The organism is Pseudoalteromonas sp. B131b, assembly GCF_037162545.1.
In the GTDB taxonomy this organism is placed as follows: Bacteria; Pseudomonadota; Gammaproteobacteria; order Enterobacterales; family Alteromonadaceae; genus Pseudoalteromonas; species Pseudoalteromonas fuliginea.
Genome location: NZ_JARLUZ010000001.1, coordinates 1,972,564 through 1,997,713 on the forward strand (window position 1 = coordinate 1,972,564; position 25,150 = coordinate 1,997,713).

A 25,150-nucleotide genomic window follows, 5' to 3' on the forward strand; every position below is an offset into this window, starting at 1 on the left:
GAGAGTCTAGTGGCTGAAGATTCAGGTCAAGAAAAAACAGAAGAGCCTACGGGGAAAAAAGTAGATGAGTCTAAGAAAAAAGGACAAGTTGCACGTTCAAAAGAATTAGGTACAATGTTTGTGCTTATTTTTTCAGCTATTTCACTTTTGATGTACGGCCCTGAGATTGGTAAGGGGCTGTATAATATTATGGGAAGAATGCTAAGTCTGAACCGAAATGAAACTTACGATACTACTAAGATGTTTGCGGTATGGGCTAGTGTGTCTGATGCCTTAATTTTTCCTATGGCGATGTTTGTATCCATTATTTTATTTGCAGGTTTAATAGGGAACACGCTTTTAGGGGGTTTAATTTCAGTTGGCAAGCAGCAGCACCAAAGGCAAGTAAGATGTCACCTTTTAAGGGTTTTAAACGTATGTTTGGACCACAAGCCGCAGTTGAGTTGTTCAAAGCTATTTTGAAGTTTTCTGTTGTTGCAGGATTTGCTGTATTTTTGATTAACACCTATTTTGACGAAATTTTACATTTAAGTATAGAACCTGCACCAGGTAATATTATTCATGCCTTAGAGATTTTAGCATGGATGTTTTTAGCACTTTCTTGTACATTAATTATTATTGCAGCAATCGATGCGCCATATCAAAGTTACACCCACCACAAACAATTAAAAATGACAATGCAAGAGGTTAAAGATGAGTATAAAAACTCGGAAGGTGACCCACAAATAAAAGCACGTATTAGGCAAACACAAAGGCAAATGTCGCAAAAACGCATGATGCAAGATGTGCCTGATGCAGATGTTATTGTTACTAACCCAACTCATTACTCAGTCGCTTTAAAGTACGATACGGAGCGTGCAGGAGCGCCTATTGTACTAGCCAAAGGTATTGACGAGATGGCAATGCAAATTCGTAAAGTAGCAATTGGTAATGAAGTCCCCATTGTAGAGTCCCCCATGCTAACTAGAGCACTTTATCATACGGCTGAAGTTGGCGACCAAATACCTGATCAGCTATTTACGGCTGTTGCACAAGTGCTAGCGTATGTATTTCAGCTAAAACGTTTTAACAAGGGACGAGGAAAACGCCCTACAAAGCTTAGTAATAAACTCCCCATCCCCGACGCCTACAAGTATTAATATCGCAAATTTACTAACTTGGAATAGTTATTGCTAATTCTATATAGTGTCAATTTTTTGAAATTGTAGAATTATGAGTTTTAAAGCGGTATTACAACAACTTAACAGAGACAAAAAAGAATATGCCAAAGGAGTAGGGACTCCTTTGCTTGTGCTTGCTGCACTGGGAATGGTGATTTTACCATTACCGCCATTTTTACTCGACATCCTTTTTTCGTTTAATATTGCGCTCGCATTAGTTGTATTACTCGTGACTGTTTACACGATGAAACCAGTTGAATTTGGTATGTTCCCCGCTGTATTACTTATCGCTACGATTATGCGCTTAGCGCTCAACGTTGCTAGTACTCGAGTTGTGTTACTTGAGGGTCACAACGGTGGTGATGCTGCAGGTAAGGTCATTGAAGCATTTGGCTCAGTTGTAATTGGTGGTAACTATGCCGTTGGTTTAGTTGTATTTTTAATTCTTATCATTATCAACTTTGTAGTAATAACAAAGGGTGCTGGACGTATTTCTGAGGTATCTGCACGTTTCACCCTTGATGCAATGCCAGGTAAACAAATGGCAATAGATGCCGATTTAAATGCCGGCTTTATTAGTGCTGAGCAAGCGCGTGACCGTCGCGAGGAAGTAACTCGCGAAGCCGATTTTTACGGTTCAATGGATGGTGCGAGTAAGTTTGTAAAAGGCGATGCAATAGCCGGTATCGTTATTTTAATTATTAATATTGTAGGTGGCTTATTTGTTGGGATGATCCAGCATAACTTAAGTTTTAGCCATGCAATGGAAGTATATACACTTCTAACCATTGGTGACGGTTTGGTTGCTCAGCTTCCATCATTATTGCTCTCAATTGGCACGGCAATTGTAGTAACACGTCAAAATGAGTCGCTTAATATGGGTGACCAATTCAAGAAACAACTTGGTAACGAAAAGTCACTCTTTATTGCTTCAGGTATTTTGATCATCATGGGGTTAGTCCCTGGTATGCCGCATTTTGCTTTTTTGAGTTTAGGCGCACTACTTGGTTACTTAGCCTATTACACGCAGCAAAGTAAAATCAAAGCTGCTGCAGTCGAAGCTGAAGAGGCTGCAAATGGCGGAAGCACTGCGACAGGTGTTGCGAATAAACAAGAGCAAAAAGAGCTTGGTTGGGATGATGTTCAGCAAGTTGATGTAATAGGATTAGAAGTAGGGTATAGATTAATTCCGCTGGTTGATCAATCACAAGGTGGTGAACTACTCAACCGGATTAAAGGAGTGCGTAAAAAGCTTTCTCAAGAGCTTGGATTTTTAGTTCCTCCTGTTCATATTCGCGATAATTTAGAACTAGACCCTAATGCTTACAGAATAACGCTAATGGGAGTATCTACTGGTGAGGGGGAGCTTAAGCATGGTGATGAGCTGGCTATTAACCCAGGGCAAGTATTTGGTCCAATAAAAGGAATTGAAACTAAAGATCCTGCATTTGGATTAGACGCGGTTTGGATTAAACCTGATCAAAAAGACGAAGCTCAATCTTTAGGCTATACCGTTGTTGATTCTGCCACAGTGGTTGCAACTCATATTAGTCAGTTGTTAACTAACAGTGCAGCGTTGTTACTAGGGCATGAAGAAGTTCAAAACTTACTTGATATGCTTGGAAAGAGTCATCCTCGTTTGGTTGAAGGACTTGTCCCTGATGTATTGCCGTTAACCGCTATTGTAAAAGTACTACAGAACTTATTGAACGAAGGGGTGGCTATTCGCGATATGCGATCAATTGTACAAACCCTTGTTGAGTATGGTCCTCGTAGCCAAGACCCTGATGTATTAACGGCTGCAGTGCGTATTTCTCTGCGTAGATTAATTGTTCAAGATGCGGTTGGAATGTCATCTGAAATACCTGTCATAACCTTGGCGCCTGAGTTGGAACAGATGTTGCATCAGTCATTACAAAATGCAGGCGATGAAGGTGCCGGTATAGAGCCAGGACTTGCAGAGCGACTTCAAGTGTCATTGAATGAAGCGCATCAAAATCAAGAAATGGCCGGTGAACCTTCAATACTGTTAACGTCAGGAATGTTACGTACTGTGTTATCTCGTTTTGTTAAGTACACCATACCAGGATTAAGGGTGATGTCTTATCAAGAGGTGCCAGACGAAAGACAGATAAAAATTGTCAGCTCTGTAGGCCAACAATAAGATTTTAAAGGGGTTGAATAATGAAAATTAAACGTTTTTTTGCTAAAGATATGCGTACAGCACTTAAAGAAGTGAAAGATGAACTTGGTGTTGATGCGGTTATTATGTCTAACAAAAAGCTGGCTAATGGCGTTGAGATTGTAGCCGCAGTTGATTATGAAAAAGCGGCCCCTAAATCAGCTGCACAGCCGCAAAATACTTTAGCGCGTGCGGATGACTCAGCACAATCACACAGTATACATAATTTTGTAAAGCCAGAGCCTCAACGCGCTAAAGCTGCCCCCCAAGCTAGGGTTGCAGATAGTTTAGAAGCTTTACTAGAGCGTCAATCTCCTCGCCCACGTTCACCTGAATTAGCATCAATGTTTTCTCAATCGGGTATTGAAACGACCGATAATTATCAAGAGCCAGTTGTCAAACCTCGCTCAGCGAATATGTTTGCTCGCGAAGATATTGCACCAACACGTCCACAGACCCAAGCCGATAGTTTAGGTTTTGATGACCTAGATCGTGATTTTGATGATCTAGATAGCCCCGTAACACCTCAAGCGCACGTTAAAAATAATGAAAGTGAAGAAATGACGTCAATGCGTGAAGAAATGAACGCTATTCGTCAATTGCTAGAGCACCAAGTGTCAGGTTTAATGCAGCAAGATATGGCACGCCGTGACCCCACACGTGCTTGTATGATTGACCGTTTAGTTGGTATGGGAATCGATAAAGAAGTTGCAGAACAAATGGCGTGTTTTGTACCTGATGACGTATCTCGCCAACAAGGTTGGAAGGCTTTGTTAACAATGGTCGAAGACCAGATGCAAACTACGAATAATGAAATACTACGTCAAGGTGGTGTTTACGCATTGGTAGGCCCTACTGGTGTGGGGAAAACGACAACAGTTGCAAAGTTGGCTGCTTTAGGCGCACAGAAATACGGTGCAGATAAAGTGGCGCTAATAACCACCGATACATACAGAATTGGTGCTTATGAGCAACTTGCAACATACGGTCGAATTATCGGTTGTGGAGTAAAGCAGGTTAAAGATGCTAATGAATTAGCTGAAGTTTTATACCATTTACGAAATAAACGTCTAGTATTAATTGATACAGCAGGTATGAGTCAACGAGACTTACGTTTAACAGAGCAATTGAATACGCTTATGCGCAATCAACGTGTTGATATTCGTAGTTATTTAGTATTAAGTGCAACAGCGCAAATAAATGTCTTGCAAGAAACAGTACGACATTTCAAAAAAGTGCAGTTAAGTGGTTGTATTTTCACCAAGTTGGATGAATCTTTAAGTTTAGGTGAGATTATTAGTATTGCGATTCAAAATCGCCTTCCAATAGGGTATCTTACTAATGGTCAACGAGTTCCAGAAGACATTCGTGTTGCAAATGCAGAAAAACTAGTAAAAAAAGCTGAGCAATTATATTTGAAAAGAATAAAAGCACAACATTCACGACACCAAGCAGTGGCGTCGAGCACAGTAGGGATGTATGATTAACACAGTATTAGATCAAGCAAGCGGCCTGCGCAAAATGAGTCAAAACAATAACAACGGCGTAAAAGTTATCGCTGTTACTGGTGGCAAGGGTGGTGTAGGTAAAACAAATGTTTCACTTAACACGGCAATAGCATTAGGCCAGCAAGGTAATCGAGTTTTAGTACTTGATGCCGACTTAGGTCTAGCGAACTGTGATGTGATGCTCGGATTACGGGTTGAACGTAATTTATCACATGTACTTTCTGGTGAGTGTGAACTCGATGAGATTTTAGTTGAAGGTCCTGCAGGAATTAAAATTGTACCAGCGACCTCTGGTTCTCAGAGTATGGTGGAATTATCACCGTCTGAACATGCAGGCCTTATACGCGCTTTTAGCGAATTAAATACCGAATTTGATATCTTAATTGTAGATACCGCTGCGGGTATTTCAGATATGGTACTGAGTTTTTCTCGTGCTGCTCAAGATGTAATGGTTGTAGTGTGCGACGAACCGACTTCAATCACAGATGCTTATGCACTTATTAAAGTGTTAAGTCGTGAGCATGGGGTGTATAAATTCAAAATTGTAGCTAATATGGTTCGTAGTATGCGTGAAGGTCATGAGTTATTTGCAAAACTTTCAAAAGTAACGGACCGATTTTTAGATGTGTCAATGGAGTTGGTTGCAACAATCCCTTATGACGAAAATATGCGTAAGGCAACTCGCCGTCAAAAAGTGATTGTAGAACTTTTTCCTAGTTCTCCTGCTTCAGTTGCCTTTAAAGCACTGGCGACAAGAGCAGTGAAATGGCCTATACCTAACCAACCTTCAGGACATTTAGAATTTTTTATTGAGAAGCTAGTTAACGGCTAATTATGACAACATTGGTAAATAGAGCTATGGGATATCAATCAACACAAAATTTAAATGTGATTGTTGAAAAACATGCATCGCTAGTCAAAAAAGTGGCATGCCATTTAATTGCTCGTTTGCCTCCAAGTGTCCAACTCGATGACCTAATTCAGTCGGGTATGATAGGCCTAATTGAAGCATCAAAAAACTTTGATGCAACCAAAGGCGCAAGTTTTGAAACGTTCGCGGGAATACGAATTCGCGGTGCCATGCTTGATGAAATGCGCCGTGGTGACTGGGCTCCTCGGTCGGTTCATAGAAAAAGCCGTCTTGTAGCCGAGACGATTGCTGGATTAGAAAGTAGCTTAAATCGTGAACCAACCGATATAGAAGTTGCTGAAAAACTTGAAATTTCGTTAAATGAGTACCATCATATTTTAAACGATGTAAACACAAGTAAAGTGTTAGGCATCGAAGACCTCGGGGTCGATGAAGATGTTATTACCACGGCGGGCCAAGATTTAACGCTAGACAAACCGTTTAATAACGTTAAAAATGAACGATTTAATGAATCATTATTAAATGCTATCAAGTCATTACCAGAGCGAGACGCAATGGTACTTTCTTTGTACTATAACGATGAAATGAATTTAAAAGAAATTGGACATATACTCGATGTAAGTGAATCGCGTGTAAGTCAGATACATGGTCAGGCGATGATTAAGCTAAAAGCAAAAATCAATGACTGGATAAACTAGTAGTAAGTAAATACAGGTTAAGACCTCACTGGAGGATGTTTTGGATAAAAACATGAAAATTCTTGTTGTTGATGATTTTTCGACAATGAGACGTATTATTAAAAATCTATTGCGCGACTTAGGCTTTACCAACGTCCAAGAAGCGGATGACGGCTCTACAGCCTTACCCATGTTACAAAATCAAGTTTTTGATTTTGTGGTAACAGATTGGAACATGCCAGGAATGCAAGGTATTGATCTTTTGAGAGCGATAAGGGCTGACGATAAATTAAAACACCTTCCTGTTTTAATGGTGACAGCTGAAGCTAAAAAAGAACAAATAATAGCAGCGGCTCAAGCTGGTGTTAATGGCTATATTGTAAAACCATTTACAGCTGGCACATTAAAAACTAAATTAGAAAAAGTGTTCGAACGCTTAGGTTAATAATAGGGGAAAGGCTTATGCCAGCACCTGCTGCGCCTCGGATAACGTTAGAACAAGCTCGTCAGCTCGTTACTTTTTTAGAAAATGGCGAACATGATAAAGCTGATCAACTAATTTTAGATACTGCATCTAAAGAGCAGTCAGAAATATTTGACGAAGTGGGAAAGTTGACGCGTCAACTACATGAAGCTTTAAAAGGCTTTGAGCTAGACACGCGCCTAACAGATCTCACTAACGACGCTATACCTGATGCTAAAAAACGGCTTAATTATGTCATTGAGATGACAGAAAATGCTGCAAATAAAACCATGGATGCGGTTGAGGCGAGTTTACCGATAGCACAACAGTTAGCGGATGAAATATCCCATATCAAACCGACATGGGACCGTCTAATGAGTCGTGAAATTGAACTCGGTGAATTTAAAGTACTGTGCCACAGCATTGATAAATTCATGAGCAGTTCTCATCATAAAACTGATGAGTTACAAAGCTTCATGACTAACATATTAATGGCCCAAGATTATCAAGATTTGACAGGTCAAGTAATTCGCCGAATTATAGAACTTGTTAGGGAAGTTGAAGAAAGCTTACTTCATCTTTTAACTGCTTTTTCTGAACAAGATATCAGTAAAGCAGTCACCCAAAAACCACAAAAAATAGATGACCCAGTTGACCCAGAAACATTAGCAGGTCCTGAAGGGCCTATTATTGATAAAGAATCACGTAATGATGTTGTGTCTGATCAAGATGAAGTCGATGATCTTTTATCAAGTTTGGGCTTCTAAGAGGAGAGTAACTGCATGTTTGAAGTCGATGAAGATATTTTACAAGACTTTCTTGTAGAAGCAGGAGAAATCCTTGAGCTTTTATCTGAACAGTTAGTTGAACTGGAAAATAATCCAGAAGATACCGAGTTGCTAAATGCTATATTTAGAGGCTTTCATACCGTAAAAGGCGGTGCTGGATTCTTAGCTATGACTGAGCTTGTTGACGCATGTCACGGCGCAGAAAATGTATTCGACTTGTTAAGGCAGGGCGTTCGTTCTGTTAATTCTGAGCTAATGGATGTTATCTTACAAGCACTTGATACTATCAATGAAATGTTTGCGACGATTCAAAATCGTGATAAACCAGAACCTGCGGATCCTCAACTACTTGAAGTTTTACATAAGTTAGGTCTCCCCACAGAAGACGAGTTATCAGGTACTTCTCCTGAAGTTGTTGTAGAACAGCCTCAAGAAGAAGCCGCTGAAGCACAAACTCCCAGTACTGATGGTGCGGACCCTTTTGCTTTTGATGAGCTGTTTAGTGGTCCAACTTCATCTGAAACTGACTCTCAAATTGATGAAATTACAGAGGATGAGTTTGAAAACCTACTTGATGAATTACATGGTACAAGCCAAGAATCGGCAGTAAAAGCCCCCACAAATAGTCATGATTTGAATGGTGATATTACAGACGATGAGTTTGATAATTTACTAGACGAGCTTCATGGTGTTGGCAGTTTCGGCTCTGTTGCAGCGCAAGAAAGTAATGTTACACCTGATGTACAAAAGCCATCGCCTTCGACTAACAATACAGATTCATCGAACGATGATATCAGTGATGATGAATTTGAATCACTGTTAGATGAACTTCATGGTAAGGGAACTGCACCTAAATCTTTAGAAAGCACTCCTGCGATTGCTGAAAAACCAGCCGCAAAACAAGCTGTTCCTAAGCCCAAAGCAGCCCCAGTACCAAAAGTTGAAGCATCAAAACCAGTACCTGCAAAACCTGCTGAAAAAACAGCTGCTGCAGCTCCAAAAAAGGCTACTGCACCAACTGCTGAAACGACAGTGCGTGTTGACACTAAACGCTTAGATCAAATTATGAATATGGTCGGTGAATTGGTACTTGTTCGTAACCGCTTAGTTAGCTTGGCTACGAATTCTGAAAGCGAAGCAATGGGTAAAGCTATATCTAACTTAGATGTTGTTACTGCTGATATTCAAGGTGCGGTTATGCAAACCCGCATGCAACCAATTAAAAAAGTGTTTGGCCGATTTCCTCGAGTTGTTCGTGATTTAGCACGCAGCTTAAATAAAGACATTAATCTATTATTAGTTGGTGAAGAGACTGATTTAGATAAAAATTTGGTTGAGGCATTAGCCGACCCTTTAGTGCATTTAGTGCGTAACTCTGTTGATCACGGTATTGAAATGCCAGATTTTCGTGAGGCTGCTGGAAAACCAAGAACAGGTACTGTTACGTTATCAGCATCTCAGCAAGGCGATCATATTTTACTTACCATTAAAGATGATGGTGCAGGTATGGACGCTGAGAAGCTGAAAAAAATAGCGATTAGTAAAGGTGTTCTTGATCACGACCAAGCAAGCCGGCTTTCTGATACTGAAGCATATAATTTAATTTTTGCACCTGGTTTTTCAACAAAAGAAGAGATTTCGGATATTTCAGGTCGTGGCGTTGGTATGGATGTAGTTAAAACCAAAATTACCCAACTTAATGGCTCAGTAAGTATTCAGTCAGAGTTAGGTGTTGGGACTACTTTAGAGATAAAAGTACCATTAACTCTCGCTATCTTGCCGACCTTAATGGTTGTTGTTGGAGAGCAAACATTTGCATTACCACTTGCGGGTGTTAGCGAAATATTCCACCTCGATTTAACTAAAACGAATGTTGTTGATAGTCAATTGACAATTATTGTGCGCAAAAAAGCAATTCCATTGTTTTATCTTGAGCATTGGCTAGTTAAAGGCGCTGACCGCTCTCAGCGTAAAGCACATGGTCATGTAGTTATTGTCCAAATTGGTACACAACAAGTAGGCTTTGTCGTAGATTCGTTAATAGGGCAAGAGGAAGTTGTAATAAAACCTCTTGATGCTTTATTACAAGGAACACCCGGTATGGCTGGTGCTACAATTACTTCCGATGGTGGTATTGCACTTATTTTAGATGTACCAAATATGTTAAAACATTACGCGGGCTGATAATAAATAAAGTAGGTGCACTGTAAAAGTGCCCTACACTTCAATTTAATAAGAGAGCTAAATGGCCGTTAAAGTTTTAGTTGTTGATGATTCTAGCTTTTTTCGCCGCAGAGTGAGCGAAATACTTGAGCAAGACAGCGATATAAAAGTAATAGGTTTTGCTGTGAATGGCAGAGAAGCTGTTGAAAAAACAGCTGAACTACGCCCTGACATGATTACAATGGATGTAGAAATGCCTGTGCTTGACGGTATTAGCGCAGTTAAAGAAATAATGTCGAGTAATCCGACACCAATTTTGATGTTTTCTTCACTAACTCGAGATGGTGCAACGGCAACGCTTGATGCATTAGATGCCGGAGCAATGGATTTTTTACCGAAAAAATTCGAAGATATTGCACGTAACAATGAAGATGCAATAAAGCTTTTACAAGCTAAAGTGAAAGAAATTGGTCGAAGAAGGGTTCCCCGTACATTCAAGCCCATAACACCAGCTAAACCGCAAAGTATGCCATTAGCGACTCCAAGTTCATTAAGGAACACGGCAACGTTAAAGCAGCCAGATAGAAGCTTTCAACGTACGAATTCTAACGCCTCCGTTCATGCTAGTGGTAAAAAATATCAACTTGTTGCTATTGGTACATCGACTGGCGGACCCGTTGCATTACAAACAATATTAACTCAATTACCAGCAAATTTCCCGCATCCTATATTATTAATTCAGCATATGCCTGCCGCATTCACACCTGCATTTGCTTCGCGTTTAAATGGTTTATGCCAGATAAAAGTAAAGGAAGCTCAACAAGGGGATCGATTACAACCAGGGACTGCATACTTGGCTCCAGGTGGCCAACAAATGATGCTTGAGGGGCGTGGGTCTTCAAAAACATTGCGCGTATTTGAAGATAACAGTGAGCGAATAACATATAAACCAAGTGTTGATGTGACTTTTGCAAGCGTTGCAAAAGCTTGTCAAGGTGACGTACTGGCTATTGTTCTTACTGGTATGGGGGCTGATGGGCGTGATGGTGCTCGAATGTTGAAGCAGACTGGCGCCACTATTTGGGCACAAGACGAAAAAAGTTGTGTTGTTTACGGTATGCCACAGGCGGTTGCAAGTGCTGGCTTAGCAAGTGAAAGTCTTGCTCTAGATGATATAGCTCTAAGGATTAAAAAAGAGATTGGTTGTGGATAAGCTTTCTATATTAGGTTTATTTATTGCGTTAGGCGCTATAGCGATAGGTTATTCTTTAGAAGGCGGTGTTGTCTCTGCGTTATTCAATGGACCAGCACTTATAATCGTAGTTGGTGGTACGCTTGGCGCTGTGATGTTGCAAACATCATCTAGTACTTTTAAAAAATGCTAAAAATAAGCCACTGGGTTTTTATTTCGCCAAAGCATGATGTAGACGAAGCGATCGAACAAGTTAAACAATGGTCTCACAAAGCACGACAAGAAGGCTACTTAGCACTTGAAAATGAGGCCTTAACTCATCCCGATCCATATGCAGCTAAAGGTCTTAGCTTACTTGTTGATGGTTGCTCTGAGCAAAAGCTGCGCGATACACTTGAAATTGATTTATTATTAGAACGCGACCGTTTATTAGAGGCAGGACGCGTTTATGAAGCTATGGGCGGGTATAGCCCAACAATAGGGATTTTGGGCGCAGTGCTTGGTCTTATTCAGGCTATGTCATTTATTACCGATCCGCAAAAGCTGGGTGCTGGTGTCGCGACAGCATTTATAGCCACTATTTATGGTGTCGGTTTAGCTAATTTACTATTTTTACCGATGGCAAATAAACTAAAACAACGTGTTGAACAAAAAATGTTGTATCACGAACTGTTAGCTGAAGGTGTTATTGCAATCAGTTTAGGCGAAAGCCCTGTTAATATTGAATTAAAGTTAGAAGCTTATCGTGTAGAACGCCCTAATTTAGTGGATAAATAACGATTATGCTACGTCGACGTTTACGTCACACTTCCTCTAAAAGTCAGCATACTGAGCGTTGGCTTGTGTCTTATGCAGATTATATGACGATAATGTTTGCCTTTTTTGTGGTTATGTACGCTATTGCTATAGATAAGGAAGAAAAATTTCAAATATTATCGGATTCGCTCGAGCATGTTTTTGATAAATCTGCGCGCCAACATTCACAAGTTGGTGATGGTGTTAATGGGAGTGGGGTCTTAACCGACAGAGTAACGCCGGAACAAGAGGTGTTGTATGGCGAAAGTATTCAAAAAAAGGAACAAGGCCCTGAGTTATTAGATGGTCAAAGTGACACAAGTAACATTAAACAAAAATATTTAGGAAAACCATTAGATAGCTTGTTAACTAAACTTCAATCAGCACTCATTGATGAAATTCGTGATGGAGAAGCGAGTCTTGAATTGAATCAAGATTGGCTCATTATAGAGTTGAGTTCAGGAATGTTATTTTCTAGTGGTAGTTCAGCTGCTCATTCGCGTGCTAAGCAAGTCGTAAAAATTGTCAAAGATATTATTGACCCGGTCGATAACTACATTAGAGTGCGCGGTTATACAGATAATGAGGTTATTAGTAACGAAATATTTCGTTCAAACTGGGAGCTTTCAGTTGCAAGATCAACCTCAATTTTAGTCGAGCTTGAAGCGTTGGGTATTAATTCTGCACGAATGGCAATAGAAGGTTATGGCCAGTATTCTCCTTTTGCTGATAATAACACAGAGAAAGGTCGAGCTGAAAACCGTAAGGTTGTAATCGCTCTTTCTAAGTATGGTTTACCACCTAAAGATAGTCCATCGTTAGAGCAAAAAAATATAGCAGTACAGACAGAGCCTGAAGTGGAACTACCATCAGACGATAATACAATAAAAATAATTCGTTTACCTCATGGTGGGATTCGAATAACGACGCGAAATGAATAGCAATTAGGATGTAATGTGAAGATTTGGACTGTTGCAAATCAAAAAGGCGGGGTCGGTAAAACAACAACGGCAGTTAGCCTAGCCGGTATTTTAGCGTTACAGGGCAAACGTGTATTGCTTATTGATACAGATCCCCATGCATCACTAACTTATTATTTTGGTATCGACTCTGAAGATTTAGAAGTCAGTGTGTACGATATTTTTGCTCGCGGAACAAGCATGCAAAGTGAAGAAATATTGCAAGCACTTTGCCCGTCAACTCTTGAGAATCTTGATATTTTACCCGCTACTATGGCAATAGCTACACTTGATAGAAGTATGGGTAATAAAACAGGCATGGGTTTAATACTAAAGAAAACGCTTGCTAAAATTAGTGAATATTATGACTATGCAATACTTGATTGCCCGCCGGTGTTGGGGGTTTTAATGGTTAATGCATTAGCTGCGAGTGAGCGTATTTTAGTTCCCGTACAAACCGAGTTTTTGGCCCTAAAAGGGCTTGATAGGATGATGCGGACTATGGAATTAATGCAAAGCTCTCAAGCGAAAAGTTATCAATATACTATAATTCCTACTATGTATGATAAACGCACTAAAGCATCGTTGGAAGCATATAAAACTTTACAAGAAACCTATAAAGATAAAGTGTGGCCAGGTGTTATTCCTGTTGATACAAAATTTAGAGATGCGAGTTTGGCACAAAAAGTGCCAATAGAGTTTTGTCCTCGTTCCCGTGGTGTTTTTGCATATAAAGCATTATTAGACTATTTAATAGAGCAAGGTTAATGAATGAGTAAGCAATTATTTGCTAATGAAAAAGTAATGACTCAATATTTAGGTGCGTTATTACGTGATGACGAGCCTACAGATAACCTTGAACCTGTGGCAAAACTGCTTGAACAAATACCGAGTGAACAGCAAAAAGGGCAAGTACATTTAAAGCCTAATGAACAATTAAAAGCAGCGGAAAAAATATTTGCTCAAGATCTGCAAACAGAAGAGCTAAAACCATTAGATATTACTAATGAGCCAGAGCCAGTTAAAGCTGATTTAGTTGTAGAGACAAGCTCACATTTATCAGTAGAGCCGGAACAAAGAGCAGTAACAAAAAGCCAAGAAGATTATTTTGACGGTGAGTTTCAAGCATTATTTTTTGAAGTTGCGGGTTTGACTTTGGCTGTACCATTAAAAGCGTTAGGTGGGATTCATCAGTTAGGTGAAGTAAATCACTTATTTGGTAAGCCAAAATGGTTCAAAGGCGTTATGCTTAATAGAGATGAAAAACTTAATGTTGTTGATACAGCGCATTGGGTGATGCCTGAGAAGTATGACGAAAAACTAGAAGCGTCACTTAACTATCAATATTTAATAACGTTAGGTGACAGCCAATGGGGGTTATTAGCTGAAAAGTTAATAAATAACATTACATTGAGTAAAGAAGATGTAAAATGGCGTACAGATCAAAGTAAGCGCCCATGGCTTGCTGGAGTTATTAAAAAGAAAATGTGTGCTTTAATTGATGTAGATAATTTAAATGCGCTATTAGAGAAAGGCTTAGATAGTCGTCAGTAATAATGACCATTACGGAGTAACAGCATGAATCAAGATAAATTACTGTCAGTAAATAAAAATGCAGACAATGACGAAATATTACAGTGGGTTACCTTTAAGTTAGAAGAAGAAACTTATGGCGTAAACGTAATGCAAGTCCAAGAGATATTACGTTACACTGAAATAGCTCCAGTACCAGGTGCTCCTTCTTATGTAATTGGTATTATTAATTTACGGGGTAACGTAGTAACAGTTATTGATACGCGTGCTCGTTTTGGTTTAGACGCCGCTGATGCAACCGATAACTCTCGTATTTTAATAATAGAAGCTGAAGAGCAAGTTATTGGTATTTTAGCCGATAGTGTTTCTGAAGTTGTATATTTACGCAGTTCAGAAATTGACAGTGCACCTAATGTCGGTACTGAAGAGAGTGCTAAATTTATCCAAGGTGTTTGTAATCGTGATAATGAGTTACTTATTTTAGTCGATTTAAACAAGTTACTCAGTGATGATGAATGGGATGAGTTAAGCGATTTATAAGCTTTACCAATAAAAATATGCTGTTACTTAGTATTTCAATAGCTGCGCTGGCGATAGGTCTAATATCGTTAGCGTTAGTTTTTGCATTGAAAAATAAACAAACGAGTGAGCTGAATTTTGTCATGCAGCAGCTTAAAGATACCTCCGAACAAACTCATATTTTGCGAAGTGAGGTTTCTGAATTACGAACAGGCTTGTTGAGTATAGGTAAGCGTGTACTTGATGTTGAACAGCAGCATCAAGAATTAGTTCAACAACAAGCGGCTCAAAAGTATGATGATCCAGATGCCAAAATTTATTCGCGTGCTGTTAAAATGGTTGAGTTAGGGGCTGATTTAGAGGAGGTAATACGCGAGTGTGAATTACCTCGCGCTGAGGCTGAATTACTCTTTTCATTGCATAAACAAAAAGGCGCTTAGCGCCTTTTTAGTTATCAGCGTATAAATAATCTCATGCTTTAATATTCAACTTACCTTGAAAGTCTTGCCAACCTGGCGGGAATTGACCCCTTAATACATACGAAAATGCAATGAGTTCTGCAATTACATAATAAAGTTCTTTTGGGATCTCTTCTCCTAACTCTAAATGCGACAACGTTTTAGCAAGTGCAGCATCTTCGTGGATCATAATTCCTTTTAGTTTAGCCGCTGCTATTATTTCATCAGCTAACTCACCAAACCCCTTCACACTTACAGTGGGGGTGTTGCCAGCTTCGTATAAAAGTCCAATGGCTGATTTATTAATAGGTGTATCACTCATAGCTAAACCTTAATATTAATAATTGCATGAGATTTATAAAATGCCTGATTGTTAGCATCTCCTCGTTTTAAATTAAGTTCACCAACTTGCAAACCATGTTTGGCTAGTTTTGATCTTAAATTATCTAGGTGAGGATGAGCAATCGCGCTTACTTCTTGGCTTGAGGCTAATAGCTGGCAATCAAGTGCTTTATCCATTAATTCAGCAGTAATTTGTAGCTGCCCAAGTTGGGCATAATCAAAGTTTAGCCTTACAAACCATACATTTTTATCTCCTAATTTATCTGCGTTTGGCTTTTTATATTGCCCCAGTGTTATTTCTGTTTGTGCTGCTTCAGGTGGCAATCTCATGGGTAATAAAAATTGTGCAAGCGGGTTTGTCTCTGGTTGTTGATTTGGTGTTGAAATATTCACTTGGGTAAGTGTATTTTTAACTTGTACAATTTCGCTAGCCAAAGCTTGAACTTGAGCCTGTTGGAGTTGCTCAAGCATTTTTGCTCCAGTGTTACCCGTTTTAAAAGTAGGTATAAGTACTTGCAAAAGTGCATCTAAGCCAGTTTGATTATTAAAACTGATAGGTGTTACTGACTGGCTAATTATAGGGGCGGCTAAAATACTCACAGCTACTTGTTCAAGCCCTTTAGTGAAACTACTTTGCAAAATGTCCCCCGTTAGATGAGACGGTTGTAAAGTAGCAAGTATTTCACGCTGTATGGTCGCAGGGTGTGTGTTATTACTTGAGACCATACGATTAAATGCTTGGTTGATTAACCGAGTTAAATCGGGTGTTTCTTTTGTTACTTTATTTGTAATATCAGTGATCTGATTACTTAAAAGTTGTTTATTGCTAGCCATTTTATCTGTAGGGGCGGTGGTGTCAGGAAGCTTTAATAATATAGTTAATAGCTTTGCTTCTATTGGTTGAAGCATTTGACTACGAGAGCCTGTATTAGATAACGGCTCTGCTAATGAGATAATATTTTTAGTAACTGTTTCATTTGTAGTCTTAATTAACGTGTCAGTTTTACTGTTAGTACTCGCATTTAGGATGTTTAATTGGTTTGCTTTTAAATCACTTGGTGTAGAGCTAGCTACTGTATTTTGAGTAATGTTATTTGTTGTTGGCGTGTTGGTTGTTATGTTTGAAGATGATTGCCAAACACTAACACTTCCTTTCATAAGCTGAGTTAGTTGCACAAGCGGCGGGAGTCTAGAAAAGTGCTCGGTCAAAATGTTACTTGTATTTTTTGATATCTGAACACTTGCACTTTTGGTAATGTTAACTCTGTCTAGTGGTACAACTTTGGTGTTTTTTTGTAAGGTGGCGGATGAATTGGCAGCTGTAAACTCTGACTTATTTTGTGTCGTAAAAGGCTTACTTTCAAAATATTTTACCGCATCGTTAATTCGTGTTCTTAAGTCACTCAAGCTATTTTGTAGCCACGATTTTATTGGGCTATCAGTAGTAAGTAATGGATTTACTTTAATATTACTCGCAGAAACGGCTACTTCAGGTGCATTATTTTTTGAGCTAAAAGCAACTCGTTAAATGGTTTCGAGAAGGAGTTATTAAGCATCACTTTTATGTTGCTAGTATCGGTTTTAATAAACAATTTATCAGCCTGGTTTACTAAGTTTACCTTAATAGTCGTGCTGGGTAGTTCACTAACTTGTTTATTATTTATAGGCGTTGTAAACGACCCCGACTTTTGTGGATGAGTTAAAATGGCCAGTTTTGGTGTTGCTTGCAGTTGTGCATTAGGTAGCAGCGCTGCGAGTAATTTAGTCAGTCTTGTTTGATTCAGTGGTTGCGAATGAACTGTATCAGCAAAGCTGTTAATAATATTTAGCTGTGCGCCTTTATTGTTAGTGCTTACAATTACTTTTAAAGGTTGCTCGGTTATAAGTAGCTGCGCTGCGTCTTTATTTATTGCAATACTGGCGTTGAGTTTATCAATGACTAATTTGGGAGTAGGCGATAAAACAACCTGGACATCCATTGGCTTACTTTCTACCTCAGTGCCTGTGCTTACATAATTTAATAAACGCTGTAACTGAGTTGGTTGACTTAAGGTGAGGGTTGTACTGTTTGGTATAATGTTGAGCTTTTTGCCATCAGGGCTGAGCTGTATGTTAGCACTGGCTATTTTTTGTAAGTTTTGAGGTGTGTTAGTAGTGCCAAGCCTTAATGTTTGCCAATGCTTATCAATAAATACATCAAGCGTAATCGAATCTTTCGAAAATTGTATATTTTTAGCGGCAAGCACCTCATCAGGTAATTGCGATAATTCATTCGTTTGAGCATTGCTCGATTGATTGGTAACCAATGAGTTAGATAATGTTATTTGCGTTGGTGTATTCATTATTTTAAATCAAGTTTTTGTTAATCGATTATAAAGCAATATTCGTATTACCCTATCATTATGGTAGACTAACGCCTAATTTTTGGCAGAGAGAATCGTCATCTTGTTACACATTAAGTCCGTCACCTGCATCAAGCAAGATCGTTGTTTGTTTGCGGATCTTAATTTTAGCCTTAATAGCGGTCAAATCATGCAATTAGCGGGTCCTAATGGGGCTGGTAAAACATCGCTACTGCGTATTATTGCTGGCTTTTCTGTGCCTGATGAAGGGTCTGTTTTGTTCCAAGATCAACCTATATCTAAGTACTATGAAGAGTATGCCAGAGAGCTGCTTTTTATAGGGCATAAAACAGGTGTAAGTACTCAGCTTAGTGCAGTTGAAAATGTTCGCCACTGGTTACAAATTAATGGCTATAGCGAGCCTGATTTATATCCTATTTTAGCGCAACTTGGCCTTGTTGGACTTGAAGATGTACCCGTTAGAATGCTATCTGCTGGACAACAACGACGTGTATCGCTTGTTAGGCTTTGGTTAAGTGATGCTAAATTATGGGTACTTGATGAGCCGTTTACCGCGCTTGATAAAAGCGGGGTCGCCTTTTTACAGCAGCGATTTACTGAACACTTACAAAGCGGTGGTGCCATTTTATTAACGACCCACCAAGACTTAACGACCCACTTTAGTAACTTACAAACGGTTACACTGGAGTATCGCCACTAATGACTCGTCAACACTCTTATTGGTTGCTATTTAGTGCGGTATTTACCAAAGATGTAAAACTTGCGTTTCGCCAGCGCGCCGAAATTGTAAATCCTATTTTATTCTTCTTAATTGTAATTTCATTATTTCCGTTAGCAATAGGGCCTGAGCCCGGTCTACTTGCGAGAATGGCGCCAGGTATTATTTGGGTTGCCGCATTACTCTCTACCATGTTGGGTTTAGATAAGTTGTTTAGGGATGATTTTAACGATGGCTCGTTGGAGCAGTTAATTGCATCCTCTTATCCATTATCGCTAACCGTACTTGCTAAAGTGGCTGCTCATTGGGTGGTAACAGGTTTACCGCTTGTATTAATGACCCCGCTATTTGCATTGTTGTTAAACCTAGAAAGTACGGCGTTAACAGCGACTGTTTTAACATTATTATTAGGCACTCCACTATTGAGCTTTATTGGCGCAATAGGCGCAGGGCTTACTGTAGGATTACAAAAAGGGGGTATTTTGATGAGTTTACTCGTACTGCCTTTGTATATTCCTGTTTTGATTTTTGCAACGTCGGCTATCGATACCAGTACAATGTCACTGGATTATAGTGGGCAGCTTGCCATCCTTGGTGCAATGTTACTTATTGCTATTATTAGCGCACCAATTGCCATATCGTCAGCTTTAAAAGTGAGTGTAAGTTAATGTGGAAGTGGTTACATCCCTATGCTAAAGCAGAGCGTGCATACCAGTTATGCAATACGTTACTGCCATATTTTGCCGTAGTTACCGTAGTTAGTATGATTGTTGGATGGGTATGGGGGCTTGGTTTTGCACCTGCCGATTACCAACAAAAAGACAGCTACCGTATCATTTTTATTCATGTGCCTTCTGCCATTTTATCTATGGGCGCCTACTCTTCAATGGCGATTGCCGCTATCGTTGCACTTGTATGGCAGCTACGAAATGCCGAGCTTGCTGTTATTGCTATTGCGCCTGTTGGTGCATGTATTACTGCTATAGCGCTTATTACTGGCGCTGCATGGGGTAAACCTATGTGGGGTGCTTGGTGGGTATGGGATGCGCGTTTAACGTCTGAACTTATTTTATTATTTTTATATCTTGGGGTGCTTTCGCTTTACCATGCATTTGAAGATAAGAAGTCAGCAGGGCGTGCGGCTTCTATTTTAGCAATTGTTGGCGTAATTAATTTACCTATTATTCATTACTCTGTTGAGTGGTGGAATACGTTACATCAAGGTGCAAGCATTACAAAGCTAGACACAAAAGCAATAGATCCAAGTATGTTTTGGCCTCTTATGGTTAATATTTTAGCCTTTGCTGCTTTTGTTGGAACAGTGACTTTAATTCGTCTTAAAAATGAAATTTTGCAACGTGAAAAGCACCGACCGTGGGTGCGCTCGTTGTTAAATAAGGGGTAATTATGCAGTTTGACTCTTTTTCTGATTTTATTGCAATGGGAGGTTATGGATTTTATGTCTGGCTTTCTTTTGGTACATGCGCACTTATTTTACTCGGTATTTTAGTGAACTCTTTGAGAGACACCAAACGTATTATGGCTTCAGTGGAGCAACAAATAATACGTGAAGCGCGAATTAAAAAAGCTAAGCAGGAACAAATCTCATGAATCCAAGACGTAAAAAGCGACTATTGGTAATTATTGCCGTACTGTTTGGTATTGGTGGGTCAATTGGTTTAGTGCTTTATGCACTGCAAGAAAATATTAATCTTTTTTATACGCCAAGCGAATTAATTGATGGCAAAGGCCCTAACAAAGAAAAACCACATATAGGTCAAAAGTTACGTATTGGCGGCATGGTTGTGCCAGACACGGTTGAGCGTAATGAACAAAGCTTACAAGTAAGCTTTAAGCTAATAGATACAGGCCCATTAGTGACTGTGCGTTATCAAGGCATATTGCCAGACTTGTTTCGTGAGGGGCAAGGCATTGTAGCGCAGGGCGTATTAGTCGAGCCTAATGTTATTGAAGCATTTGAAGTGCTAGCAAAGCATGACGAAGAATATATGCCAGCAGAAGTTGCAGAGGCAGTTAAAGGTATTAAGCACGAAAAACCAAAATACAACTTAGATAGTGGTAATTAGCTATGATCCCAGAAATTGGTTATTTTTCTTTAACGCTTGCCATGGTGCTAAGCGTTTTACTGTGTATTTTTCCTCTTTGGGGCGCGCATACCGGTAATCTTCGCTTAATGCGTGCGGCTCCATCTTTAGCAATAGGCCAGTTTGCTTTTGTACTAATTTCTTTTGCTGCACTTATTTATGCAAGTTTAACAGACGACTTTACCGTATCTTACGTAGCATATCATTCAAGTAGCACGCTGCCTTGGTATTACAAAATCACCTCTACATGGGGCGGCCATGAAGGCGCTATTTTACTGTGGCTTGTAATGCAAGCGGGTTGGACAGCAGTAGTTGCTGCACGCTCTAAATCACTCCCTTGGGTGTTACGTGCTCGCGTATTGGGTGTGCTTGGCTTTTTAGGTGTTGGTTTTATGATGTACACCTTGCTACTTTCAAGCCCGTTTGAGCGCCTACTTCCTTATTTTCCGGTAGAGGGGCGTGATTTAAATCCGTTACTTCAAGATCCGGGTATGATTATTCACCCGCCATTACTGTACATGGGTTATGTAGGGCTATCGGTTGCTTTTTCTTTTGCTATTGCTGCGTTATTAACCGGTAAGCTTGATAACACATGGGCTAAGTGGTCACGTCCATGGACAATGACTGCATGGGGCTTTTTAACTCTAGGAATCACAATTGGTAGCTGGTGGGCATATTCAGAGCTTGGCTGGGGCGGCTGGTGGTTTTGGGACCCAGTAGAAAACGCCTCGCTTATGCCATGGCTTGTTGCAACTGCATTATTACACTCTTTAAGCGTGACTGAAAAACGCGGTGTGTTTAAATCGTGGACTGTGTTACTAGCTATCGCAGCGTTTTCATTAAGCCTTTTGGGAACCTTTATTGTACGCTCGGGTATTATTGTATCGGTACACGCTTTTGCAACAGACCCTGATCGTGGCTTATTTATACTTGCCTTCTTAGGCATCGTTGTAGGCGGTGGCTTGGCGTTATATGCACTGCGTGTGTCACAAGTTCACAGTGAAGGACGATACAAGCTGGTATCGCGCGAAGTGGCGTTATGGCTCAATAATATATTTTTAGTGGTTGCTACATTGATCGTATTGCTTGGTACGCTATTACCTATGGTGCATAAAGAGATGGGCCTAGGCAGTATTTCTATTGGCGAACCGTTTTTTAATAAAATGTTTGCAATAATTTTAGTGCCGTTTGCTATTTTGATGGGAATAGGACCATTTTTACGCTGGAAGCAAAATAAATGGGCTTTCTTACAAAACAAAATATTAATGGGCGTATTAGCAAGTGTTGTTATTACCTGCGCTTGGTTGTTTTCAAGTTACGACTTAGTAAAACCACTTACGCTATTAGCTACTACGCTTGCGGTTTGGATTGCAATATCAACCGGGATCGATATTTACACTAAAGCCGTAGTGCATGGCACCTTAAAAGAAGGTTTAAAACGCTTAGGTGTAAGTTACTGGGCTATGGTGCTTGGGCACATTGGTATTGCATTTGTTATTGCGGGTGTAACGCTTACATCGGCATATTCAGTTGAGCGTGATGTATCTATGAAACAAGGCGATACAGTCCAGCTTAATCAATATGAATACCGCTTTGATGGTGTTAAAACTATTCGCGGACCAAACTACAGTGGTCATGCTGGTGTTGTATCTGTGCTTAAAAATAATGAATTAGTAACACGCTTACACGCCGAAAAACGTAAGTATGATATTGGTATGCAGTTTATGACCGAGGCGGCAATAGATGCAGGCTTTACACGTGATTTATACTTAGCGTTAGGTGAGCAGTTAAGCCAAGGCGCATGGTCACTTCGCATTTATCACAAACCGTTTGTTCGTTGGATGTGGATTGGTGGTGTGCTTATTTCCCTCGCTGGATTTATGATTTTATTTGATAAACGCTACCGCACATCAGCTAAAACAGCTCGTAGGGCTGCATCGGAGAGTGTTTTATGAACCGTAAAATTTTAGCTATTGCGCCGCTTTTAGTGTTTGTTTTTGTGTGTGTATTTTTATACCAAGGTCTTTTTGCTAACCCTCGTGAAATTCAAACGGGGCGATTAGGCCAAGAAATGCCAGCATTTAATCTACCTGATTTAATGCAAGACAATAAGCCATGGACTAACGAGTCTTTAAAAGGCGAGGTTTACTTACTAAATGTATGGGGCACTTGGTGTCCTACATGTTTAGTTGAGCTTGGCTATTTAACTAAGTTACGTGAGCAAGGTGTTAAAATTATTGGGCTTTATTACGTACAAGGTTACGATGCTGATTTTGATGGCCCTTTTGATATGCAATCACTTCGCACAGAAGTGAGCGATATGCTGCAACGTGCGGGTGACCCATATCAATTTAATATCTTGGATTTACATCGTACTTTGTCGTTGGATTTAGGCGTGTCGGGTGCGCCTGAAACATTTTTAGTCGATAAAAACGGCACTATTTTGTTGCATCACACGGGCGATATAAACCCGCGAGTATGGCGAGCTAAATTTGCGCCAATTATGCAGGAGCTTAAATAATGAAATGGTTACTACTTACGCTTAGCATTTTTGTAAGCATCAGTGCGTTTGCAGAGCAAGACCGCTATCAATTTGATAACAACAAACAAGCAATATTGTTTGAAGAGCTAACTAAAGAGCTGCGTTGTCCTAAGTGTCAAAATCAAAATATTGCGGACTCCGACGCTGTTGTTGCTAAAGACTTACGCGATAAAGTACTCGTATTGGTTAAAGAAGGTAAGAGCAAAGACGAAGTGATTGATTACATGATTGACCGCTTTGGCTATTTTGTTCATTACGACCCACCAGTTACACCCGCGACTTTAGTACTTTGGGTATTACCTGTATTAATTGTCATAGTCGGCTTTGGTTTTATTGTTATTCGCCAGCGAAAAGCATCAGTAAAACAAACCTGGAGCAGTGACGACGAAATGCTGCTAGCTAAGCTAATTGAACAAAATAAACGTCAGGAGCAAAGTTAAATGATTTTAATGTGGGCGTGTTTTGCTTTACTCACACTGGTTGCTCTTGCGTTTGTGATGTTGCCTTTTTTAAAAAAAGAGCACGTTAAAACAATTGCTCATAATGCCAATGCGGAGCTAATTAGTATTTATGAGCAGCGTTTAGTTGATTTACAAACCGATTTAGATAATCAACGCATTGATAGCGTCAATCACGCAGAATCAATTGTTGAATTAAAACGCCGTTTATTGAACGAATTATCGCCAGAAAAGTCACTTAATAGCAAAGGTAATAATCGTATTTTTGCTTTAACAGGCGGTGCATTTGTTCTTGCGCTAACGGGGATTTTTTATAGCTTTACAGGTAGTCAGCAGCAAATTTCGGCTTGGCATGATGCAATGGATAATTTAGCGGATTACGGTGAGCGTGCTGTAATGCAAAAAGGTGAGCCGCTTAGTCAAAATGAGCTGCAGGCTTTTGCATTGGCGCTTCGTACTAAGCTTAGCCGTTCGGGCGATGATGAAGTCGCTTGGATGCTACTTGGACGAGTTGCTATGTCGCTTAATGAATTTGACATGGCGCAGCAGTCATTTGATAAAGCACTACGTATGAATCCTGATAATATGCAGGTACTTATTAGTTATAGCCAAGTTTTATTACTAGAAGGCAGCGAAGCTAATATGACCCGTGCGGCAGGTATGCTCTCAAAAGTACTAAAAGTTGAGCCTACCAATTTAGATGCTATTTCGTTACTCGCGCTTATAGCGTATGAGCGTAAAGATTGGCCGCAAGCTAAAACTGCATTTGAAGTTTTATTGGCAAGTATGGGAAAAAATGATTCTCGTTATAGCATGATCTCTGAGCGTATTGCTGATATAGAGCAGCAAATGCAAACGGAAGGCTCAGTTATGCCAGTTACTACTACAACGGGTGCTATTGCAGTTACTGTCGACATTGCAAAAGAGCTTATTGATAAACAACCAAAAAACGGTATTTTATTTATATTTGCAAAAGCTGCAACTGGCTCACCTATGCCATTAGCTGCTGTTAAACTCGCTAAATATTCATTTCCAATTACAGTCGAGTTGAGTGATAGTAGTGCAATGGTTGCAGGGCTTAACTTATCGAGTGCCGAAAATATTATTATTTCGGCGCGTATTTCTATAGATGACTCGGTTATGCCAAGTTCTGGTGAGCTAGAAGGTCATTCACAGTCGTTAAAGCGTGAAAGTGTAAGTGACTACCAACTTCAAATTGATACATTAATACCTTAAGGACGTTAGATGTTAAAGCATAGTTTTACTTTTTTATGTTTATTGGTACTGGCCGGTTGTGCTCAAGTACCACAAAGTAAAGTAGATGAGAGAGATCCTCTGCAAAGTATTAATCGTC

23 protein-coding genes and 3 pseudogenes are annotated in these 25,150 nt (G+C 39.8%); 24 read left to right on the forward strand and 2 right to left on the reverse strand.

The genetic code is table 11. From position 1 onward, the window contains the following. Positions 1 to 9: 9 nt before the first annotated feature. The 15 genes and pseudogenes from flhB to P4S65_RS09055 all read left to right on the forward strand — a co-directional run bounded on the left by flhB (position 10) and on the right by P4S65_RS09055 (position 15,250). Positions 10 to 1,139, forward strand: a pseudogene (gene flhB, locus P4S65_RS08985) (flagellar biosynthesis protein FlhB). A gap of 73 nt (positions 1,140 to 1,212) precedes the next feature. Continuing rightward, entirely contained in the window at positions 1,213 to 3,324 is a 2,112-nt protein-coding gene (gene flhA, locus P4S65_RS08990) for a flagellar biosynthesis protein FlhA (RefSeq protein WP_337119988.1), read from the forward strand. A gap of 20 nt (positions 3,325 to 3,344) precedes the next feature. Then, the gene (gene flhF, locus P4S65_RS08995) at positions 3,345 to 4,829 is read left to right on the forward strand and encodes a flagellar biosynthesis protein FlhF (protein WP_337119989.1); all 1,485 of its coding nucleotides are present in this window, start codon (positions 3,345 to 3,347) and stop codon (positions 4,827 to 4,829) included. After that, entirely contained in the window at positions 4,822 to 5,682 is an 861-nt protein-coding gene (locus tag P4S65_RS09000; RefSeq protein WP_007377945.1) for a MinD/ParA family ATP-binding protein, read from the forward strand. The genes flhF and P4S65_RS09000 overlap by 8 nt, the downstream gene beginning before the upstream one ends. 26 nt (positions 5,683 to 5,708) lie before the next feature. Next, positions 5,709 to 6,419 (forward strand): RNA polymerase sigma factor FliA, encoded by a 711-nt coding sequence (locus P4S65_RS09005; protein ID WP_033015920.1) that lies wholly within the window; start codon positions 5,709 to 5,711, stop codon positions 6,417 to 6,419. 40 nt (positions 6,420 to 6,459) lie between these two features. After that, positions 6,460 to 6,843, forward strand: a complete 384-nt coding sequence (gene cheY, locus P4S65_RS09010) for a chemotaxis response regulator CheY (RefSeq protein WP_007377943.1) — start codon at positions 6,460 to 6,462, stop codon at positions 6,841 to 6,843. A 17-nt stretch (positions 6,844 to 6,860) separates the two neighbouring features. Continuing rightward, complete coding sequence (locus P4S65_RS09015) at positions 6,861 to 7,628, forward strand: protein phosphatase CheZ (protein WP_337119990.1); 768 nt, start codon at positions 6,861 to 6,863, stop codon at positions 7,626 to 7,628. 15 nt (positions 7,629 to 7,643) lie between these two features. Then, entirely contained in the window at positions 7,644 to 9,833 is a 2,190-nt protein-coding gene (locus P4S65_RS09020; RefSeq protein WP_337119991.1) for a chemotaxis protein CheA, read from the forward strand. A gap of 61 nt (positions 9,834 to 9,894) precedes the next feature. After that, the gene (locus P4S65_RS09025; protein ID WP_337119992.1) at positions 9,895 to 11,025 is read left to right on the forward strand and encodes a protein-glutamate methylesterase/protein-glutamine glutaminase; all 1,131 of its coding nucleotides are present in this window, start codon (positions 9,895 to 9,897) and stop codon (positions 11,023 to 11,025) included. Next, positions 11,018 to 11,781 (forward strand): annotated as a pseudogene (locus P4S65_RS09030) (flagellar motor protein). The gene P4S65_RS09025 and the pseudogene P4S65_RS09030 overlap by 8 nt, the downstream one beginning before the upstream one ends. A 5-nt stretch (positions 11,782 to 11,786) precedes the next feature. Beyond that, positions 11,787 to 12,740 (forward strand): flagellar motor protein MotB, encoded by a 954-nt coding sequence (locus P4S65_RS09035; protein WP_337119993.1) that lies wholly within the window; start codon positions 11,787 to 11,789, stop codon positions 12,738 to 12,740. Positions 12,741 to 12,755: 15 nt separating this feature from the next. After that, positions 12,756 to 13,526 carry a ParA family protein gene (locus tag P4S65_RS09040; protein WP_007377937.1) on the forward strand — a complete coding sequence of 257 codons (771 nt, stop codon included), beginning with the start codon at positions 12,756 to 12,758 and terminating at the stop codon, positions 13,524 to 13,526. A 3-nt stretch (positions 13,527 to 13,529) separates the two neighbouring features. Then, entirely contained in the window at positions 13,530 to 14,312 is a 783-nt protein-coding gene (locus P4S65_RS09045; RefSeq protein WP_007377936.1) for a chemotaxis protein CheW, read from the forward strand. 24 nt (positions 14,313 to 14,336) lie between these two features. Then, entirely contained in the window at positions 14,337 to 14,831 is a 495-nt protein-coding gene (locus tag P4S65_RS09050) for a chemotaxis protein CheW (protein ID WP_337119994.1), read from the forward strand. Between the two features lie 17 nt (positions 14,832 to 14,848). Further along, positions 14,849 to 15,250, forward strand: coding sequence for a DUF2802 domain-containing protein (locus P4S65_RS09055; protein WP_337119995.1), 402 nt, complete (start codon positions 14,849 to 14,851; stop codon positions 15,248 to 15,250). 31 nt (positions 15,251 to 15,281) lie between these two features. On the opposite strand, the gene P4S65_RS09060 is transcribed toward P4S65_RS09055, so the two are convergent. Beyond that, complete coding sequence (locus tag P4S65_RS09060; RefSeq protein ID WP_007377933.1) at positions 15,282 to 15,590, reverse strand: EscU/YscU/HrcU family type III secretion system export apparatus switch protein; 309 nt, start codon at positions 15,588 to 15,590, stop codon at positions 15,282 to 15,284. A gap of 2 nt (positions 15,591 to 15,592) precedes the next feature. Continuing rightward, a pseudogene (gene fliK / locus P4S65_RS09065) lies at positions 15,593 to 17,952 on the reverse strand (flagellar hook-length control protein FliK). A gap of 103 nt (positions 17,953 to 18,055) precedes the next feature. Between fliK and ccmA the strand changes: the two are divergent. The 9 genes from ccmA to ccmI are packed head-to-tail and all read left to right on the forward strand — an operon-like array spanning position 18,056 to position 25,032. Next, positions 18,056 to 18,673, forward strand: a complete 618-nt coding sequence (ccmA, locus tag P4S65_RS09070) for a cytochrome c biogenesis heme-transporting ATPase CcmA (protein WP_337119996.1) — start codon at positions 18,056 to 18,058, stop codon at positions 18,671 to 18,673. Then, positions 18,673 to 19,359, forward strand: a complete 687-nt coding sequence (ccmB, locus tag P4S65_RS09075; RefSeq protein ID WP_002959286.1) for a heme exporter protein CcmB — start codon at positions 18,673 to 18,675, stop codon at positions 19,357 to 19,359. Before ccmA ends, ccmB begins: the two co-directional genes overlap by 1 nt. Beyond that, complete coding sequence (locus P4S65_RS09080; RefSeq protein ID WP_002959285.1) at positions 19,359 to 20,096, forward strand: heme ABC transporter permease; 738 nt, start codon at positions 19,359 to 19,361, stop codon at positions 20,094 to 20,096. Before ccmB ends, P4S65_RS09080 begins: the two co-directional genes overlap by 1 nt. Positions 20,097 to 20,098: 2 nt before the next feature. Continuing rightward, positions 20,099 to 20,302 (forward strand): heme exporter protein CcmD, encoded by a 204-nt coding sequence (gene ccmD / locus P4S65_RS09085; protein WP_002959284.1) that lies wholly within the window; start codon positions 20,099 to 20,101, stop codon positions 20,300 to 20,302. After that, entirely contained in the window at positions 20,299 to 20,778 is a 480-nt protein-coding gene (gene ccmE / locus P4S65_RS09090; RefSeq protein WP_337119997.1) for a cytochrome c maturation protein CcmE, read from the forward strand. Before ccmD ends, ccmE begins: the two co-directional genes overlap by 4 nt. 2 nt (positions 20,779 to 20,780) lie before the next feature. Then, the gene (locus tag P4S65_RS09095; protein WP_337119998.1) at positions 20,781 to 22,751 is read left to right on the forward strand and encodes a heme lyase CcmF/NrfE family subunit; all 1,971 of its coding nucleotides are present in this window, start codon (positions 20,781 to 20,783) and stop codon (positions 22,749 to 22,751) included. Then, positions 22,748 to 23,317 (forward strand): redoxin family protein, encoded by a 570-nt coding sequence (locus tag P4S65_RS09100; RefSeq protein ID WP_007377924.1) that lies wholly within the window; start codon positions 22,748 to 22,750, stop codon positions 23,315 to 23,317. The genes P4S65_RS09095 and P4S65_RS09100 overlap by 4 nt, the downstream gene beginning before the upstream one ends. Next, positions 23,317 to 23,778, forward strand: a complete 462-nt coding sequence (locus tag P4S65_RS09105) for a cytochrome c-type biogenesis protein (protein WP_007377923.1) — start codon at positions 23,317 to 23,319, stop codon at positions 23,776 to 23,778. The genes P4S65_RS09100 and P4S65_RS09105 overlap by 1 nt, the downstream gene beginning before the upstream one ends. Further along, positions 23,779 to 25,032, forward strand: a complete 1,254-nt coding sequence (ccmI, locus tag P4S65_RS09110; RefSeq protein WP_337119999.1) for a c-type cytochrome biogenesis protein CcmI — start codon at positions 23,779 to 23,781, stop codon at positions 25,030 to 25,032. Positions 25,033 to 25,150: the final 118 nt, after the last annotated feature.